Origin of the sequence: Chryseobacterium panacisoli (assembly GCF_008274625.1) — a bacterium.
GTDB classification, from domain to species: Bacteria; Bacteroidota; Bacteroidia; order Flavobacteriales; family Weeksellaceae; genus Chryseobacterium; species Chryseobacterium panacisoli.
The window spans coordinates 1128643-1145923 of record NZ_VTRU01000001.1; the positions used below are offsets into that span (position 1 = coordinate 1128643).

At 35.5% G+C, this 17281-nt stretch carries 11 protein-coding genes; 4 read left to right on the forward strand and 7 right to left on the reverse strand.

Annotated features, from left to right (window positions below; genetic code table 11):
* Nucleotides 1-37: 37 nt before the first annotated feature.
* The 5 genes from FW781_RS05100 to FW781_RS05120 all read right to left on the reverse strand — a co-directional run bounded on the left by FW781_RS05100 (nucleotide 38) and on the right by FW781_RS05120 (nucleotide 12272).
* Entirely contained in the window at nucleotides 38-4555 is a 4518-nt protein-coding gene (locus FW781_RS05100) for a TonB-dependent receptor plug domain-containing protein (protein WP_149386425.1), read from the reverse strand.
* A gap of 3 nt (nucleotides 4556-4558) precedes the next feature.
* Nucleotides 4559-7327 (reverse strand): SusC/RagA family TonB-linked outer membrane protein, encoded by a 2769-nt coding sequence (locus FW781_RS05105; protein ID WP_149386426.1) that lies wholly within the window; start codon nucleotides 7325-7327, stop codon nucleotides 4559-4561.
* 63 nt (nucleotides 7328-7390) lie between these two features.
* Nucleotides 7391-9298 carry a vWA domain-containing protein gene (locus FW781_RS05110; RefSeq protein ID WP_149386427.1) on the reverse strand — a complete coding sequence of 636 codons (1908 nt, stop codon included), beginning with the start codon at nucleotides 9296-9298 and terminating at the stop codon, nucleotides 7391-7393.
* A gap of 124 nt (nucleotides 9299-9422) precedes the next feature.
* Nucleotides 9423-11741: a T9SS type A sorting domain-containing protein gene (locus FW781_RS05115; RefSeq protein WP_149386428.1), complete on the reverse strand. Its 2319-nt coding sequence runs from the start codon at nucleotides 11739-11741 to the stop codon at nucleotides 9423-9425.
* Nucleotides 11742-11753: 12 nt separating this feature from the next.
* A complete protein-coding gene (locus FW781_RS05120; protein WP_149386429.1) occupies nucleotides 11754-12272 on the reverse strand; it encodes an RNA polymerase sigma factor in 519 nt (172 codons plus the stop codon).
* A 195-nt stretch (nucleotides 12273-12467) separates the two neighbouring features.
* Here FW781_RS05120 and FW781_RS05125 point away from each other — a divergent pair, with 195 nt between their 5' ends.
* Both FW781_RS05125 and FW781_RS22350 read left to right on the forward strand, forming a co-directional pair.
* Complete coding sequence (locus FW781_RS05125; RefSeq protein ID WP_149386430.1) at nucleotides 12468-13670, forward strand: C1 family peptidase; 1203 nt, start codon at nucleotides 12468-12470, stop codon at nucleotides 13668-13670.
* 196 nt (nucleotides 13671-13866) lie between these two features.
* Nucleotides 13867-14031 (forward strand): bacteriocin-like protein, encoded by a 165-nt coding sequence (locus tag FW781_RS22350; protein WP_172625668.1) that lies wholly within the window; start codon nucleotides 13867-13869, stop codon nucleotides 14029-14031.
* Nucleotides 14032-14257: 226 nt separating this feature from the next.
* Here FW781_RS22350 and FW781_RS05130 read toward each other — a convergent pair whose 3' ends face one another.
* Entirely contained in the window at nucleotides 14258-15319 is a 1062-nt protein-coding gene (locus FW781_RS05130; RefSeq protein WP_149386431.1) for an NADH:flavin oxidoreductase, read from the reverse strand.
* A gap of 166 nt (nucleotides 15320-15485) precedes the next feature.
* On the opposite strand from FW781_RS05130, the gene FW781_RS05135 reads away from it, so the two are divergent.
* Nucleotides 15486-15878 (forward strand): winged helix-turn-helix transcriptional regulator, encoded by a 393-nt coding sequence (locus FW781_RS05135; RefSeq protein ID WP_149386432.1) that lies wholly within the window; start codon nucleotides 15486-15488, stop codon nucleotides 15876-15878.
* A gap of 125 nt (nucleotides 15879-16003) precedes the next feature.
* Nucleotides 16004-16420, forward strand: coding sequence for a carboxymuconolactone decarboxylase family protein (locus FW781_RS05140; protein WP_149386433.1), 417 nt, complete (start codon nucleotides 16004-16006; stop codon nucleotides 16418-16420).
* A 139-nt stretch (nucleotides 16421-16559) separates the two neighbouring features.
* Here FW781_RS05140 and FW781_RS05145 read toward each other — a convergent pair whose 3' ends face one another.
* Complete coding sequence (locus FW781_RS05145; protein ID WP_172625669.1) at nucleotides 16560-17087, reverse strand: class I SAM-dependent methyltransferase; 528 nt, start codon at nucleotides 17085-17087, stop codon at nucleotides 16560-16562.
* Between the last annotated feature and the right edge of the window lie 194 nt (nucleotides 17088-17281).

Here is a 17281-nt window from a genome sequence, read left to right on the forward strand (position 1 = left end):
CATAAGAAGGTCTGTTTTAATTTATAAAAAATTAAGGTTAAGGCTCAATACTAGCTGTTATTCCCTGATTCCAGTACTTTGCTTCCGGCATATAATAGAGATACACATTGCTTGATTTACCTGTATAAGTTCCTGCAAATTCCACTTTGAGATCAAGATTGATCGTTTTTGTTTCCTCTGCATTGAAATGTTCCCAGTACAGTACAAGGTAATTGTCGAAGATTTCATAATAGGAAATTTGTTTTTTATCAATCAGATCTTTCAGCAAGGCATTTTGTAAGGTCAGGCCTGCAGGAATACCGATCTTCGCTATGGTCATTGGCAGCTGGCCATTGATTTTGTTTTTAACAGTAACTGTCATTCTGTTGGTCTCTCCCACTCTGGACACCGCAGATTTTAGCTTTGTTTCCATTGTAACAGGAATATCTTTGCTTTCCGGGGCCTGAAGGGTATAATACTGATATTCTAATTTATAAGGCAGCCCATTTTTCGTTGGATAATGAATACTGATCTTATTTTCTCCGGCTTTATATGCTGATGAAAGACTGATATTAGGATAAGTATTTGCTTTATTAATGCTGATAACCGGTCTTTCAGCCCCGTATAATGTTTCATTTTTAGAGAAGAACTCAGACAACGCCTGTATTGCCAGCGTTGTAGCCTGAGTAGAACCGAACCCATAATATCCATTGAAATTAATAAGCTGATCCGCAGCTTCTGCAATCTTCAACTGATTCAGCTTTTCATCTTTCTGAAGTGCGATGATGTATAATGAAAGAGTTTCTGCATCGGCAGACAGCCCCCATGAACCTGTAAAAGTGATTTTAGATTTTACATTCTTCATTTCATATTGTTGGTCCAGAATTTTCATCAGATTATCATATTCCAGTTGTTTTCCCAGATGAGCGGCAGCATTGGCAAGTAACGCAAGCTGATAAGAGTCTTTTGTAGCCAAAGCTCTTTTCATCATTATTGTAAAGGAATCTTCAATTTCATTTTTAAAACCCAGTTTGGATAAAGCATACACCACGTACATATTTCTCGACCAGGAATATTCTGAGAAATCATTTTTTAATTCAAATGGTTTTCTTACTTCAAATAATCCGTTTGCATTCTTTTTGGATAAAATGAATGAAGAAAGTCCCTGAATAAGCTTGGAATCGGGGTTTACATATTTTTTTAAATCTGTAAATTCCAGTAATGCAAATGCGGAAAGTGCCACATCTGATTCTCCGCTGCTGAAATATCCGAAACCTCCGTCTCTGTTTTTATAGCTCAGCATTTTCTGAAAGCCTTTTTTCATGTTTTTAACCACCAGATTTTCCGTTGCTGTATCTATTTTTTTACCTGATTTTAAATAATCCAGAATAAAAATATTTGGGTACACTGTTGAGGAAAGCTGTTCAAAACAGCCATGAGGTTCTCTCTTCAACTGTTCAATATCTGCAAACATCTGCAAAGCGGTGTTTTCAAATACATAATACGAGGAAGTCAGACTTCCGTTGATATACTCCGGAATATTGATCTTGATATCTTCTGTTTTATTATTGATAATCGAAAACTGATGCGGGAATCCCTTTTCTTCTACTTTAAACGGAAGAATCATCGTTTCCCTGAAATCTCCGGATCTTATAGTAAACTGAATATTGGAATCCACAATCTCATCGGTCTGTATTTTGACAAATAATCTTCCCGATTCCAATGGTTTCAGGGTAATTAAACTGTCAGAGCCAATCAATTTTACATGATTGGGAACAATCACATCCATGGTCATTTTCCTGATTTCTGAGGAATTATTTTTAATCACAACAGGAATTGTCATCTGATCTGTTCTTGTGAGATATTGGGGAATTTTAGCATCTATTGAGATAAGGCTCTGCGCGGCATAGGTAGTTTCATCATTTCCTACAAGTCCTGATGCCGCAATACCTTCTGTCATAATTCTAAAAGTGGAGTTGGCATCAGAATTATAAAATTCCACTTTTGCTTTTCCGTTTTTATCGGTTTCTACTACAGGATTCCAGTAAAGTGCTTCTCTGTAATCGAAGCGGTAGGATGTATTGGTAGTTTTATATACCGGATAGACAAATTCTCTTGATGAAGCATATGATATAAGTCTTCCTTGCGGTAGTGCTTCAACAGCAATATAAGATTTCGGGGTAATATCAAAACTGATTTTTGAACTGCTGTTTTTATAAGAGTTTACAATCACGACTCCATTCGCTGCCCTGCTTCCATAAATAGCGGTAGCTGCTGCATCTTTGAGAACGGTGATACTATTGATGTCATTCGGATTTATAATGGTGTTGAAGTTTTCTACAGGAGTACCATCTACAATGAACAATGGGTGCTTATTGGTAATGGATGCTTCTCCTCTTATTCTTATCTGTGCACCAGCTCCGGACTGTCCCGCCGGTGTAATGATTAATCCGGCAACTTTTCCGCTTAGTAATGAAGTTACATTAGGATTCTGAATTTCCAGCGAAGACGCTATTGTTGTAGAAGTAACTGCGGCTTTATCTTTTTTCAAATTGTACCCTAACACAACAACTTCTTCAATCCTTTTGTTCTGAATAGTATCTTTTGACCGACCGGGTTTACTCAATGTCTGGGTATTATTCCTGTTTTCTGTCTTTATCACTTCTTTTCTTTCAGCTTCTTTTACGATTTCTTCTACATCTATATGGGAAAGATTTTGCTTCACTATAGGATTAATATCCAGATTATAAGACAAAATCCTGATTTTCAATTGATGTTTAGGCTGCGAAGATCTGGCTATCATTTTATATGAATTGTCTGCACTCAGGTCTGAAAAATAAAAACGTCCATTTTCCGTAGCAGCTTGTTTAAGGATTTTTTTATTATCTGTATTCAAAAGGAAGACATCTGCTTTTACAGGTTTTTTGTTTTCATCTTCCACCACTCCATAAATTGTATTTTTCTTTTCTGGCAGGTATTTGTATTGATTGGTTTTCAGAACTTCCGGAATCAATTCAAAATACCTGTAACCGTTTGTCAGCATAACAAGATCTAAGCTTTTATCCGCTTTTTCTTCTTTCTTATCGAAATAAAACTGTGGCTTTTCAATTTTTCCTTTCAACTCAGAGTCCATCAAAAGCCAGGAAATGATATGATTCTGCTTGTCATCAGCATATGTCCATAGTTTATCATCCACTACACTCAATCCGAGGTTGGCAGGAACAGGTCTGTTATTTTCATCAGTAGTTTCAATATCCAGCATTACTTTTTCCCGTGGCAGATAATGTTGTTTTACAGGCTTAACCTTTATATTCAACCGGTTCTCTTTATTGGTAAAAAGAACACGTTCTGCAAGAGGAATATTATTTTCCTGAACGGTAAATCTGCAGATACCTGTCGGGAAGTCTTTTTCATCGATCTCCATTGAGTTGTTCCCTTTTTTTAACAGCAGGTCTTTGGTAAACAATTCTTTTCCGCGGAAACCTGCATTAAGGGTAATCGTTTTTTCATAGGTTGAAACGATGGTAAACATCAGTTTTTTGTTTTCATTCCGGATGTTCAGAACCAATCCCTCATCTTTTGCAACAGGGAAATTAAAAGTCTGGGTACTGTTTTCCGGCCTTATCACTTTTGCATAATAGGTTTCTCCTTTTTTAGCGGTAAAAAGAAAGCTTCCCATCCCGAAATTGTAAGCTGAAATTTCTTTTATTTTTTCATGATTCTGATTGAAAATAGCCAGAACAGCGTCTACAGGTTTTTCAAATTCATCCAGAATTTTAAAGGCAATATTTTGTTCTATCCCGTTGATAAAAGTTCCTCCTTCAGGTAAAAATTTTACATCAAGATTATTCAGAACAACAGGAATATTTCTGGAAATGGATTCTGTAAACCCGTCAAAATTCACTTTAATATTCAACAATGCATCAGAGGATTTCAATACTTCAGGGAGCTTGAAAGTCAACTGATTTTTACCTTCTTTATTGGTGATGAGTTTTCCTTCTGAGACAATTTCCCCGTTGGTCATTACCGTATAATCCGCTTCATAAAAAGGAATAGGAAGGTTGCTCAGACTTCTCATTGAAAAGTCGGCTGTCACCTCATCTCCCGGGCCATATCCTTTTTTAGGAAAATCCAGTTTCATGAGAATTCTTGGAGATACTATTTTCTGGAGGGTAATTTCTTTTTCAAAGGTGTTTTTCCCTTCTTCATTCTGCATCCAGTTGGTAAAGGCTCTTATTTTATAGATCCCACCTTTCATGTCTTCAGCAAAATAGAAATAACCCTGGGCATATCCATTGGTAATTTCATATTTCAATTTTTTTAAAACGCCTCCTGCAGGATCAATAATTTCAAAATTAACAATTCTGCTGTCTTCTACCGGAAGGTTATTTTTTCCTTTTACAATATATATTTTAAAATACATTCCTTCACCAGGTTTATAAAAAACATGGTTGGTCTGAATGTAGGTTTTTTCTTTTTCGAAATCCTGAAAAGATTGCTGCTGAGCTTGTAAAGAAAAAGTTGAGAATAATAAGCTCAGCAAAATGATATAGGGTGATATAAACTTGCAATTCATGGGTTAAAATTTGAGTGAAACAATGCATCCAAATGTTTTAAAAGACGGAAGGTTGAAAAAATCCAGTCCTCTTCCGTTATCCATATCATAAAAATTCTGATTGGGATCTGCACCTTTACTGGCCTGCCAAAGCATTAGATTATTTACATAAAAAGTAAGTTTAAGATTCTGCTTTCCATAGTTGATCGGAAAACTGGAAGACAGTGAAATATTGCTGATTCTTATATAGTCTGCCTTTTGAATATAGTTTTCCCCCACGCCCAGATAGCCATATCTCGTCCATCGGTTTTCCTGAACATTCAGATTGGGATCATAGAAATCTACAGGAATCTGGTTGATCATTCCATTGGTATGCACACCCTGGAAAACATAGTTTTTGATGTTTCGGTCTTCTCCTGATTCAGAAGAACGGCCGTAATAATCAAGAACCGCCTTTGTTCCGTTCCAGAGCTGGCCGCCTTTTTTCCATTCCCAATTGATATCTAAGGAAAAGTTTTTATAGGAAAAATTATGGCTGAATTTCATCACAAAATCCGGAGTGGGATCTGCAATAACTTTCATTCCGTCTGCTTTTTTAGGGAATCCAAAATCATCAATGATTAATTGTCCGCCAGCGTTTCTTTCAAAATAGCTTCCCATGACAGCTCCCAAGACCTGTCCTTCTGACAATGTCTTATAAATGTCCTTAAACCCCGAAACAGCCAGGTTCTGGTAGCCGGGAGCAATGCGATCTACAATATCTTTATATTTGAAGAATGAAACTTTGTGGGTGCTGTAAAGATTATATCCAAAACGTAAGCGGTTATAAGTAAAGTTGAATTCATATCCACTGTAGGTATGATCCGCTATATTCTTTAATTTCAGCTGATTGTTTTCGAAAACAGGAAATATATCATCTGTATTTTTTCTGTTGAAATATTCTCCTTCTAAACTTACATGATAACCAACGTTAAACATAGTTCCGACTTTCCATTCTCTTGTGTTGATATTGGATAAACCTCTGAAGCTTTCCGCTTCCTGTATGGGGAAATATTGGTTATAGTCTTGTGCATTCAGTAAGGTTGTTGCGTAAGAAGCGTATGATCTTGTAATTTCCGGCTCAGAGCTTACCTGCGTGTAACTTCCCAATAGTTTAAAACTGTAATTGTACCAGTTGAAAATATCATTGAATTTCACATAGAAATTAGCTTTGGGAAGCCAATAGCTATTTTTAAGTGATGTATTAGAGATGTAAAATGAATTTCCCAGATTAAGACCTGCTTCAAAATCATAATCGCGAATATCCATATTATAATTAAAAATATGATCCTGCGAAGTTCTCTGATAAAGGTATTGCTGATGGGTCAGACTGTTATAAACATCCGATTTTCTATCGTTTAAGATAAAATTCAGGCTGAGCGTATTTTTAAAATCATACTTTCCCAATGCATAGGAACCCAATATACTGGAATGATATAAGCTGTTATTTTGAATTCTTTCATTGAGTAAACCACTGGTAAAACCATAGGTAGAGGGCTTGTATTGATCTTTGTTCCAAATATTGCTGCTTTCATAAGACTGGCTGATATTCAGTTTAAATTCATCCCAATTTTTAAGAACATTAAAACTAAACAGCCTTTCGCGGTTCTGATAGCGGTATTTGCTATCCTGTTCAAAAAGGAATGAAGGATTGTCTGCATCTTTACTGTAGCTTCTCTGTGAACCGTTACTCAACATGATATTTTGTTCATTCGAAAAAGAAACGGGTGTTAACAATGAATTCTGATAAACTCTGTTGAACAACCCTATTCTATTGGTATTGGTAGCTTTGTCTTCTTCGTAATTAAAAGCAAGATTAATGGAATATCCGCCTAATTCTGTATTCAGCTTTGCTTTAAAGGTATTGGCGATATCAAACTGATCTATAAAATACATCTGGTTCTTCTGCTGGCCCAGATTGAATGACAAACGGATTTTCTCATTGTACCCTTCTTTTATAAAAGTATTTACATTCAATTGGTTATTATAACCTACCGTTGTTTTAAAAAGGCTGTTATCATATTTTCGGGCACGCTGGAGCCCATCAATCCACGGAATCAGTCTTCCGTTCTGGTCATATTCATAGGGCAATCCACTAAATCCTAAAGTAGAAATATCGGGTCCGAAACTGAACATCTCATTGGTTTCAGGTCCTTTCCAGACAAGGTTTCCATTTTCTGACCTTCCTTGCACATATCTGTTTTGAGTTCCCGGAATAGCATTCCTGTTTTTAATCTCTAAGGATGTGGTAAAGCTTCCGTTAAAAAATAATGTTTTCTCGTTGAGTCTTTTTAGAATATAAATACTGTCGTTCTTTTGTTTTAATCTTCTTATCTGATCAAAATAAGAGTGAGACCTTTTACTTAAGCGGGTCTTAGTTTTTTCAATGCTGAAATCATCTTTAATTTCCTTTGAAACCAGACTGTCATATGTTTTATTGTAGATATTTTCTACACTTTTGCTGCCTGTCTGATTTTCCAGAATAGTTTTTAATTCCTTAAGCTCATAAGAAGAAATAACATGAGTATTCTTACCCTGATTCCAAACAAGTGTATCATAGGGTTTGGCAGCAATAATTGCAAAACCCTCCTCATCAGTCAGTTCATAAATGCCGCTGTTCTTATTGTGAATCTTTAAAAAATTCTGTGTTTTATCTTTAGATGTTAAAAATTTTCCAGAATAATACAGTTGTGAATTTTGTGCCTGTAATAGGGTAATGGTAAACGGCAGCAACAGCAGATAATTCTTTTTCATCGGTAATTAGTATGCTTAAAAATATAAAAAAAGAAATTTCCGGAGAAATTTCTTTTTAATGACTTACTTTTGAATTGTTTTATAACTCTCTATCAACCTTATAAACTCTGAACGATAGCCTTCTTCATCTTTATTTTTTCCCTGTTTGGCCAAGTTTTCAATATCGGAAAGGTCTTTTTTTGTAATCAGTTCAGAATTCCTTAGTACCAGTCCAAACCATGCTACAGAAGAAGCAAATTTGAAATCCTGACTTACCGCAGCGGCTTCTTTCTTAATTACATTACTGATCTCTTTACTTTTGCTTTCGTCAGGTTTTTTATAACGGAATTTTACCGTTGCTAATTCATTTCCAGAATCTTTTGTATTGGAAGTTTTAGAATATTTTAATTTTGTTTCTTTTGGAATAAATTCGGACTCTACATTTGATGGTATTATTTCATATAAAGCAGTCACTGTATGCCCGCTTCCTAATTCTCCAGCATCAATCTTATCATTTACAAAATCTTCATTTCTCAGTTTTCTGTTTTCATATCCAATTAAGCGGTAAGATTTTACAAATTTTGGATTAAATTCAATCTGGATTTTTACATCTTTGGCAATCGTATAAATATTTCCCGCAAATTCTCTACCCAGAAACTTATTGGCTTCTTGTATATTATCAATGTAGGCATAATTTCCATTTCCTTTATCTGCAAGGGTTTCCATCGTATTGTCTTTATAATTTCCCATTCCGTAGCCAAGACAGGTAAGAAAAATTCCGGTTTTCCTTTTTTCCGTAATTAAGGTTTCAATATCTGCACTTGAAGAAGCTCCTACATTAAAATCACCATCTGTTGCCAGAACAACTCTGTTGTTTCCTCCTTTTATAAAGTTTTCTTTAGCCAGTTTATAAGCAAGTTCAATTCCTTCTCCTCCTGCTGTATTTCCACCAGCCTGAAGGTTATCCAACGCTTTAATAATTTTTTCTTTTTCTCCTGCTGATGTAGGTGGCAGAACCATTCCTGCACTACCTGCATATACTACAATACCAACTTTATCCTTAGGTCTGAGCTGATTCAGCAAAATTTTAAGAGAAGACTTCAGCAATGGCAGCTTATTTTCCTGACTCATTGAACCTGAAACATCAATAAGAAAAACAATATTGGATGCAGGCAGACGATCCATGGGAATATTTTTCCCCTGAAGTCCTATTTTAAGCAGTTTATGTTTTGGATTCCATGGAGATTGATTGTATTCTGTATTAATAGAAAAGGGATCACCATTTTCCGGTTGTGGATAATCATATTTAAAATAATTGATCATTTCCTCTACCCTCACTGAATTTTTATCAACTTTTGCTCCATAATTAATCATTCTTCTGACATTGGAATAGGAAGCATTATCTACATCAATAGAGAAGGTAGAAACGGGCTGATTTCGGGTCAGTTCAAATGCATTCTCAGCTAATGCAGCATATTCTTCATTATCATAATCAATGTTATTATCTGTCTTTGCAGGTTTGTGAACCTCTTTTTTATCTCCTACCTGATTGTTGTAAATTCTTCCTAGTTCATAAAATACTGCTGATCTTGTGCTTGACACCTCCATTGCAGTAACTGATTTTGGTTTTGGACAGCCATTATATTCCGGCATTCCCGGAACTGTAGGACAGGCATCATCTTTATCCAGAATACCATCTCCATCGGTATCCGGCCATGGGCATCCATTATTTTCCGGTGGCCCTGCTACGGTAGGACATGCATCATCTTTATCAATTACCCCATCTCCGTCCGATTCTACCCAAGGACATCCTTCATTTTCTGCAGGACCGGCAATATCAGGACATTTATCCAGTTTATTAGGAATTCCATCCTGATCTTTATCTTTTCTGATACCGTAAGCCTTTGGTTCATTGGTTGTTTCAGTATTTTTTTGAGTTTTACAGCCTGTTAACACAACAAGCCCTAGCATGGTTATTACAATTTTTCTCATCTTGTTCAAATTTCGGCAGGAAATTATTAAAATAAATTCAAACCTGTTACTAAATATTTGATAAAACCAGTTTTTCTAAATTAAAGAAAGAAATCTCCGGGGAAATCTCTTTCTTTAAAGACAGTTAATTTTTAATGACCTTAAACGTTTCCCACAGATCATTAGTGTAAATACGCACAAGATAAATCCCTTGTGGATAAGATGTTAAATCAATTGTGTTTTTACCTTCAGGTAATTTTTCTTTTCTCATAATAATTTTTCCAGCGAGATCATAAACAAACAGTTCTTCGATTGATTTCCTTGTTTTTATCTGCATCAAACCTTTTGTTGGGTTCGGGAATATTACAGTCTTATTATCTATCTGATTGTCAATTTCTTTCTCCATTTTTTTATTGATATGATCATTTGAAATTCCTGTGCTGCATTCCGGTAAAATTGCTCTTTGGAGAATCAATCTTAATAATAAATCATTCAGTTTTTCAACTTCATAGGAATCTATAGTAGGTTTGATATGGCTGTTTCCTATCCCACTGTCATCCGTAAGGAATGTATATGTACCGTTGGTAAGTAAAGCAAAGGTCCGCATCAGATATTCCGTCTGCTTATCTGTATCACTGGCAGCCAATGGAATAATTGTAATTCCTTTCTTTGCAGCAGCCTTTATTGTACTATAAAGTTCCTTTATATTCTCATCTGAATGGTGTGGTGGTGCATCCAGAATTAAAAACATTATTTTGGTTGAATTTTCATGACTCCATTTCAGTTCATCAACAGAAACTTTCAGTGCTTCTACAACTGCTTCCGGTGTATCTCCACCACCTCCGGCCTTTTGTTTTTTAATAAATCCTACAAGATCTTCTGCTTTATCCGAAAAATCAAATTTCCGGGTCACATATTCATCCCCATGATCTCTGTAGAAAACGGAGCCGTACCTTACCGTTGTATTTTTAAGATTTCCTTCGATCTTTTTCAATACATCCAGAAGTTCAGACTGAAGATAAGAAATCTCATCTCCCATGGAACCTGTAGCATCCACTACAAAAGCAAGGTCCAACACTCGTTTTTGCAGACAGGGTTTATCCATCATAATCAGATTTTGTCCATTTTTAAATGTTCTGATATTGTTGCTTATGATCTGCCCTGAACTATCAGACAGATAATATTTCTCTGAGTCTGGGTTTTCATCCGTCAATGGTGATATCCATAATTCTACATTACCAAGATTATCTGAAACAGCTTCCCAAATAATGCTTTTCTTATCATCTGATAGTTTTACTTTTTCGCCTATGACCGGTTTTCTGTCCCTATTGACCAGCTGAACTGAAACTCTCTTATTGGGAAAAAATTTCCATGTATTTTTATACTGGTTTAAAGTAGGAACTGTAATATCTTTCCAATAATCCCACTTAGAGAAATCATTCACTTCTCCTGCTGTCAGCTGGCCTGCTTTTGGAAGTATTTTTTCGGGTTCTTCAGGTTCTTTTATTTTTTTCTCCGCACTGTCTGAAGAAACTTTTTTAAGTTTCTCTATTTCTGCTTTAGATAATCCTTTCGTAGTGATCACAACAACTCCGTTATTAGCTTTGCTTCCATACAGGGCAGTAGCTTCAAGCCCTTTCAGTACTTTTAATTCTTTTATTTTTTTAGGATCCAGTGTATTCAAAATTTCAGACTCACTGCCTATTATAACTCCATCAACAATGTACAATGGATTTCTAGAACGGCCATCTATGCTTCTTGCTCCTCTGATTAATATTTCACCGGGCTTTTTAATTCCGGTTGATACTTCTATACCTGCAGCACTTCCTGCCAATGAAGATACTGTAACCGGAGAGTGTACAGGAACTTTATCTCTGGAAGCAATCATCACAGTTGAAGAAGATGACACAATCTTACTTTTAACTGCCCTTGAATATCCCATTACAACAACTTCTTCAATCTCTTTTGTCTTCAAAGTATCATTATATATTTGGGGTAAAGTTGCTGTTATCCTATCCTGAGCGTCTACTTGTGGTGGTAAATTACAAATAGGATGAGACTTATAGGGTTCCATTATTATAACCTCTGATGACTGATATGCTATGGGGAGAGGTACATGTACAGGCAATTTTTCTTTCTGGATATTATTCTTTATCGTACTGTCTATTTTCGCAATATCTGTTTTGGTAACCGGACCTCTTAAAGTTGTATTCTGTGCGATTACAGGCTTTAAAGGTCCTGCAATCTTTTTATTATTTATAAAGTAAAAAGCTCCCAAACCAATTATCAAACTTGCGGCAATACCATAGGGCAGCCAAATAGGAATGGCTCTCTTTTTCTCTTCTTTTTTATCTAATTTCTTTTCAATTTTTCCCCATACTTTTTCAAAACCAGGAAAAACAGTTGGTTCTTCTGAAAGCTTGGAAGCTTCATTGAATTGTTGATCTATATGATTATTTTCCATTGTTGTAAAAGTTTAAATGTTTTGATTCACTAAAAGTTCCTGCAGCTTTTTTCTTGCAAAATTGAGCTGGGATTTTGATGTACCCTCGCTGATGGAAAGCATAGCGGCTATTTCTTTATGAGGATATCCTTCAATAGCGAAAAGATTAAAAATAGCTCTGCAGCCTTCAGGAAGGAAGTTTAGTAAACTCAGGATATCTTTTTCCAGGGAAATATTTTCTGTAGTTCCTTCAGAATGATCTATGAAATTTTCTTCAAGGGAAATCAGCAATCCCTTATTGGATCTTAATTTCTGAAGACATTCGTTCACTGCAATTTTTCTGGCCCACGCCTCAAAAGTTTCGGGGTTCTGAAGCTGGGTAATCTTTGTGAAAATTTTGTAGAACGTATCGGCCAATACTTCTTCTATATCTTCGTCATTTTTTAAATAGCGTCTGCAGACTGCGTAAAGCCTGCCCGCCATTTTCTCGTAGACCTTCCGCTGTGCATTACGGTCGCTACGCTGGCATTCCAGTAATAATTCTTGTTCCATAGTCAGGAGTTATACTATTATAGATGCAGAAACTTTTGCAGGGGTTGGAAACATGATTAACTTTTTTAGAAAAATAGCGAAAACAAATTTTCAAATCAGTCATTTGATATTTTTTTTCATTTCAAATTTAACCTTTCCATCTGTAACAAATCTCTATTATCAACGACTCTTAATATAAATAATCTTTTTATAGTAATGAAAAATGCCAAAATTGCATCATTACTTTTTGTTTTGTCTGCAGGAAGTATGATGTTTGCCCAAGATGACTTAATCAACAAGTTAAAAAACAACCAATCACAAAATGCTAACTTTAAGTTCACAACGTTAAAAGACGTGGGTGCAACTTCTGTAAAGAACCAGGGTTCCTCAGGAACTTGCTGGAGCTACTCAGGAAATTCTTTCCTTGAATCTGAAATGCAGAGAATGGGCAAAAAGCCTGTAGATCTCGCTGAAATTTTTACAGCAAGAAACTCTTATCATGATAAAGCGAAATTATACGTTTTGAACAATGGCGCGATCAGCTGGGGCGACGGAGGAGAACTTCACGACGTAATCAATATGTACAAGAAGTATGGAGCAGTTCCTCAGGATGTGTACACAGGATTAAAAGCCGGACAAACTACGAATAACTTCAAGGAAATGCAAGGGAAACTGAAACCGGTTCTTGACAGCCTTGTTCAGGCTTCTTCAAAAGGAAAGCTTACGGATAACTGGATGGATTCTGTAGATGCTATACTGGATGAATATTTAGGAAAAGTACCTTCTAATTTTACGTATGAAGGGAAAAACTATACTCCGAAAACATTTGCAAAGGAAGTCGTAGGAATTAATGCTGAAGATTATGTAGAATTATCTTCTTATAAAGACTATGCATACTATGAGAAATTTGTAGTTCCGATTCCTGATAACTGGAGCCACGATTCTGACTGGAATGTACCGATGAAAGACCTTACAGCAATCATTGACAATGCAGTAACCAAAGGATATTCTGTAGGTTGGGCAACTGACGTTTCTGAGCCTTATTTCTCTTACAAAAATGGTGTGGCTTATGTTCCTGATATGGAACTTGATCAGATCACTGCAGAAAACAAGCAGACTTTGTTTACAGAACCTAAAAAAGATAAGACCATCACTGAAGACATGCGTCAGAAAGCCCTTAACAATCTTTCTACAACGGATGATCACGGTATGCACATCGTAGGTCTGGCAAAAGATCAAACCGGTAAAGAATATTACATGGTAAAAAACTCATGGGGTGTAACCAATGATTTTGCCGGATATATTTACGTAACAAGACCTTATGTTGAATACAAATCAACAGCAATTCTTGTTCACAAAAATGCAATTCCAAAGAACATCTTAAAGCAATTGAAGCCAACTAAAAATATTGGTTTATAAGATAAGGAAATCATTTCTGCCGGTTTAAAGGCAGTTTTAGATATTTAAATCTGTTAAAACCCGCTTCCGGCATTTCCGGAAGCGGGTTTATTTTTTTAATACTTTTCTTTGAAAGAATATATTTCCCATTTTAGTGCAAAATATTGTTTGATTTACAAAAAATATTATATTTGTATGAATCAACAAATTAATTAACATGAAAAATCTAAAGAAATTAACAAAATCGACATTAAAAAAAATCATCGGAGGAAATGCACCACAATGTGAAGGAGATACTGTTGCTTGCCGCCACAAAGCTGAAAATGGAGTTCCTGCCTACTGGTCATGCGAACCCGCTGCAACCGGATGCAGATTCTTATAAAGTGAAATTCAAAGCTTTTAAAAATTGTTTATAAAAAAAGCAATAAAACCCGATTTCAGAAATTCTGAAATCGGGTTCTTTAATAAATAGGTGAAAATTAAATATAAAATAAAGTGAATTATGCTGATTTAATACCAGATTGAATGGTCAATTAAGCTTCGCAAGTAAATAAATTATGCTGTTAAAAAATTGACCGCGAAGCAAATTCACCATTTTCTTGCTGATATTAAAATAAAACGCCCATACTTTCTGCTGAAAAGTCCAGAAGAGCTTCAGTGTTTCCATCTTTGATCTTCTGTACCCATTGGTGATCCTGTAAAATAGCTCTTCCCACTGCAACCAAATCAAATTCTTCATTATCAAGTCTTCTGATCAGTTCTGTAAGATCTGTTTTTTCTGTTCCCTGTCCTGCAAAAGCATTAAGAAAATCTCCGTTTAAGCCCACAGAACCTACTGTAATGGTTGGTTGTCCAGTGATTTTTTTAGCCCATCCTGCAAAATTCAGATCAGAACCTTCAAATTCCGGTTCCCAGAAACGGCGCTGTGAACAGTGGAAGATATCTACACCAGCTTCTTTTAATGGTACTAACCAGTCTTCCATTTCGTTTGGAGTGAATGCCAGTCTGGTTTTATAATCCTGCTGTTTCCATTGTGAAAGACGGATGATAATAGTAAGGTCCTCTCCTACTGCTGCTCTGATCGCCTTCACGACATCAACAGCAAATCGGCTTCTTTCTTTTAATGTTTTACCACCATATTCATCTGTTCTAGTATTGGTTACTTCCCAGAAAAACTGGTCGATAAGATACCCGTGAGCACCATGAATTTCAATACAGTCGAAACCAAGGTCTTTCGCAGATTTTGCAGAAGATGCAAACTGTGCAATGGTATCCTGAATATCTTCAATAGTCATTGTTGAAGCCTTTTCCATTTGAACTAAAGGATAGTCCTCGGACATTCTTGTATCTCCTACATGCCAGATCTGAGGACCCATTTTACCTCCATTATGATGTACGGTATCTATTACATTTTTCCAGCCATTTAAAGCTTCTGTACCATAGAAATCAGGAATGTTCTGCATATTTTTTGATCCAGGTCTGTTGATCACTGTTCCCTCAGAAAGGATTAACCCTACCTCCGAAGCAGCCCTTCTCCCATAATAGTCTGCGATATTCTGAGTGGGAACTCCATTGTCAGACTGTGCCCTGGTCATAGGAGCCATTACGATTCTATTTTTAAGCTGTAAATTTTTGTATTGAAACGGTTTAAATAATGATGATGTGCTCATATTTAAATTTATATTTTATAATTGTTACACAAAGTAACTAATAATAGTTCACTTTTGTATCCTTTATTAAAAAAATAGTGGTAACTTCGCAGTAACTTACATTAGTAACATCAAAGTAACGTATGAAACTCCGGTTCCATAGGGTATTTAAAATAAAGATTTTCTTATGAAAAAGAATGAATTAATGCAATACAGCTGCCCTTTAGGTAAAGCAATGGCCGCCTTGGGAAGCAAATGGAAACCTATTATAGTTCTTGTTATAAAAGACAGGAAGCTACGTTTTGGAGAACTGGCAGTACGCATTAATGTCATTTCCAGAAAGGTATTAACTGATCAATTAAGAGAGATGGAAGCGGATGGACTGGTGATCCGTGAAGAGTTTAAGGAACTGCCTCCACGAGTAGAATATTCTCTTACAGAAAAAGGATTGGCTTTGTTACCTATTCTCTATTTACTGGAAGAATGGGAAGCGAAATATCAGGTGAAAGGACAGCATGAAGATAAAGACTGTGCTTTTTTGAATGAGGATGTAAAAAATAATAAGGCTGTCAATGTTTGATAGTCTTTTTCTTTTACTGGCCAAAATTTATTGAGGCTACTTTCAAAAAGGTAAGTATATAACCAAAGTGTAAGTATATAGGTTCAAAACCTTTTCTGATGCAAATTTGCAGAAAAATTTTCATTATGAATTACAAAGAAACTGCAAAAGAAACCATTGGAAATCTATACAAAGCCCACAACAGCATCCGAAAATCCGGTATTAATGAAAAACTGATCGCTCTGGTAGAGCTACGTGTCTCTCAAATCAATGGATGTGCTTATTGCTGTAGTTATCATACTAAAGAATTGTCTGATTTTGGCTTTGAACAGGATATCATTAACAGACTTCCAGGTTGGAAACATACCAATGCCTTCAATGATCAACAAAAGCTTGTTTTAGAATGGGCTGAAGCCCTCACTTACAGCAAAGATGATTGGCAAGCGATCAAATCAAAACTGATAGAGCAATTTACAGAACGGGAAATTGTAGAACTGACAGCAAGTATAACTTTGATGAACACTTTGAATAAACTGAGAATTACTCTGGCTGAGAAAGATTAAATTAATAATGCCAGCAGCAATTTAAAATGTTTATTCTAATCTTTCTTTATAATCAACATATTGGCAAAAGAGGTGATTTTCTTGTTTTTCAATATTTTCATCTCTGCTGGTGAAATTGCTTTCTCCCATTGTTTCTGACTTAAAAAATGAAAAGCTCCAATATTAAAAAAAATAAAATTGGTAGCATCCCTAAACTGCTCAGATATGATAATCCCCCCCCTTTTTTCAGTATTCTTTTTGCTTCTTTGAAAAACAAAACTCTCTTATGATGATCAAGTATCTCATGAAGTGCTGTGACTGCCAGAATCATATCTTGTGATTCGCTTTCAAAAGGTAAACTATCAGGCGATATTCTTATTTCCTTAGGATTGGGAGGAAACATTTTCTTTGAAACTTCAATTCCGCTTTCATGCTCATGTCTGTTGCCGTAAATATCACAAACTGTAAAATTGATATTTGGATATTTTTTTTCCAGCTTTCCTGATAAAGGATCAAAGCTTGCATGAATCACAACAGCATTTTCTATTTTCTCCCAATCCAGAAACTCATTTAATCCCTTCAGTTCATATAAATCAGAATTATCATATAAAATGTATGAAGCAATAAATGAGGCTATTATATTTAAAATAATAAGACTTCCAAGGACTCTTAATAATATAATCAGCATGTCTGAATTTAATAGAAATGAGAGTACAAAAAAAGAAACCGATATCAAAATACCGAGCAATATTTTCTTATAATTGAACAGGATAACGAGTTGTGTTATTTTCATCAAAAGTTTAAAAGAAATTCTTTATCAAATCTACAAATTCTACTGCTTACATCATAAAAATAAAACCGCTCCCAAAAGAAGCGGTTTTA

Excerpts from the sequence above, each read along its gene's own strand:
- FW781_RS05100 (WP_149386425.1), bottom strand. The coding sequence starts at position 4,555 with ATGAATTGCAAGTTTATATCACCCTATATCATTTTGCTGAGCTTATTA.
- FW781_RS05105 (WP_149386426.1), bottom strand. The coding sequence starts at position 7,327 with ATGAAAAAGAATTATCTGCTGTTGCTGCCGTTTACCATTACCCTATTA.
- FW781_RS05110 (WP_149386427.1), bottom strand. The coding sequence starts at position 9,298 with ATGAGAAAAATTGTAATAACCATGCTAGGGCTTGTTGTGTTAACAGGC.
- FW781_RS05115 (WP_149386428.1), bottom strand. The coding sequence starts at position 11,741 with ATGGAAAATAATCATATAGATCAACAATTCAATGAAGCTTCCAAGCTT.
- FW781_RS05120 (WP_149386429.1), bottom strand. The coding sequence starts at position 12,272 with ATGGAACAAGAATTATTACTGGAATGCCAGCGTAGCGACCGTAATGCA.
- FW781_RS05125 (WP_149386430.1), top strand. The coding sequence starts at position 12,468 with ATGAAAAATGCCAAAATTGCATCATTACTTTTTGTTTTGTCTGCAGGA.
- FW781_RS22350 (WP_172625668.1), top strand. The coding sequence starts at position 13,867 with ATGAAAAATCTAAAGAAATTAACAAAATCGACATTAAAAAAAATCATC.
- FW781_RS05130 (WP_149386431.1), bottom strand. The coding sequence starts at position 15,319 with ATGAGCACATCATCATTATTTAAACCGTTTCAATACAAAAATTTACAG.
- FW781_RS05135 (WP_149386432.1), top strand. The coding sequence starts at position 15,486 with ATGAAAAAGAATGAATTAATGCAATACAGCTGCCCTTTAGGTAAAGCA.
- FW781_RS05140 (WP_149386433.1), top strand. The coding sequence starts at position 16,004 with ATGAATTACAAAGAAACTGCAAAAGAAACCATTGGAAATCTATACAAA.
- FW781_RS05145 (WP_172625669.1), bottom strand. The coding sequence starts at position 17,087 with ATGCTGATTATATTATTAAGAGTCCTTGGAAGTCTTATTATTTTAAAT.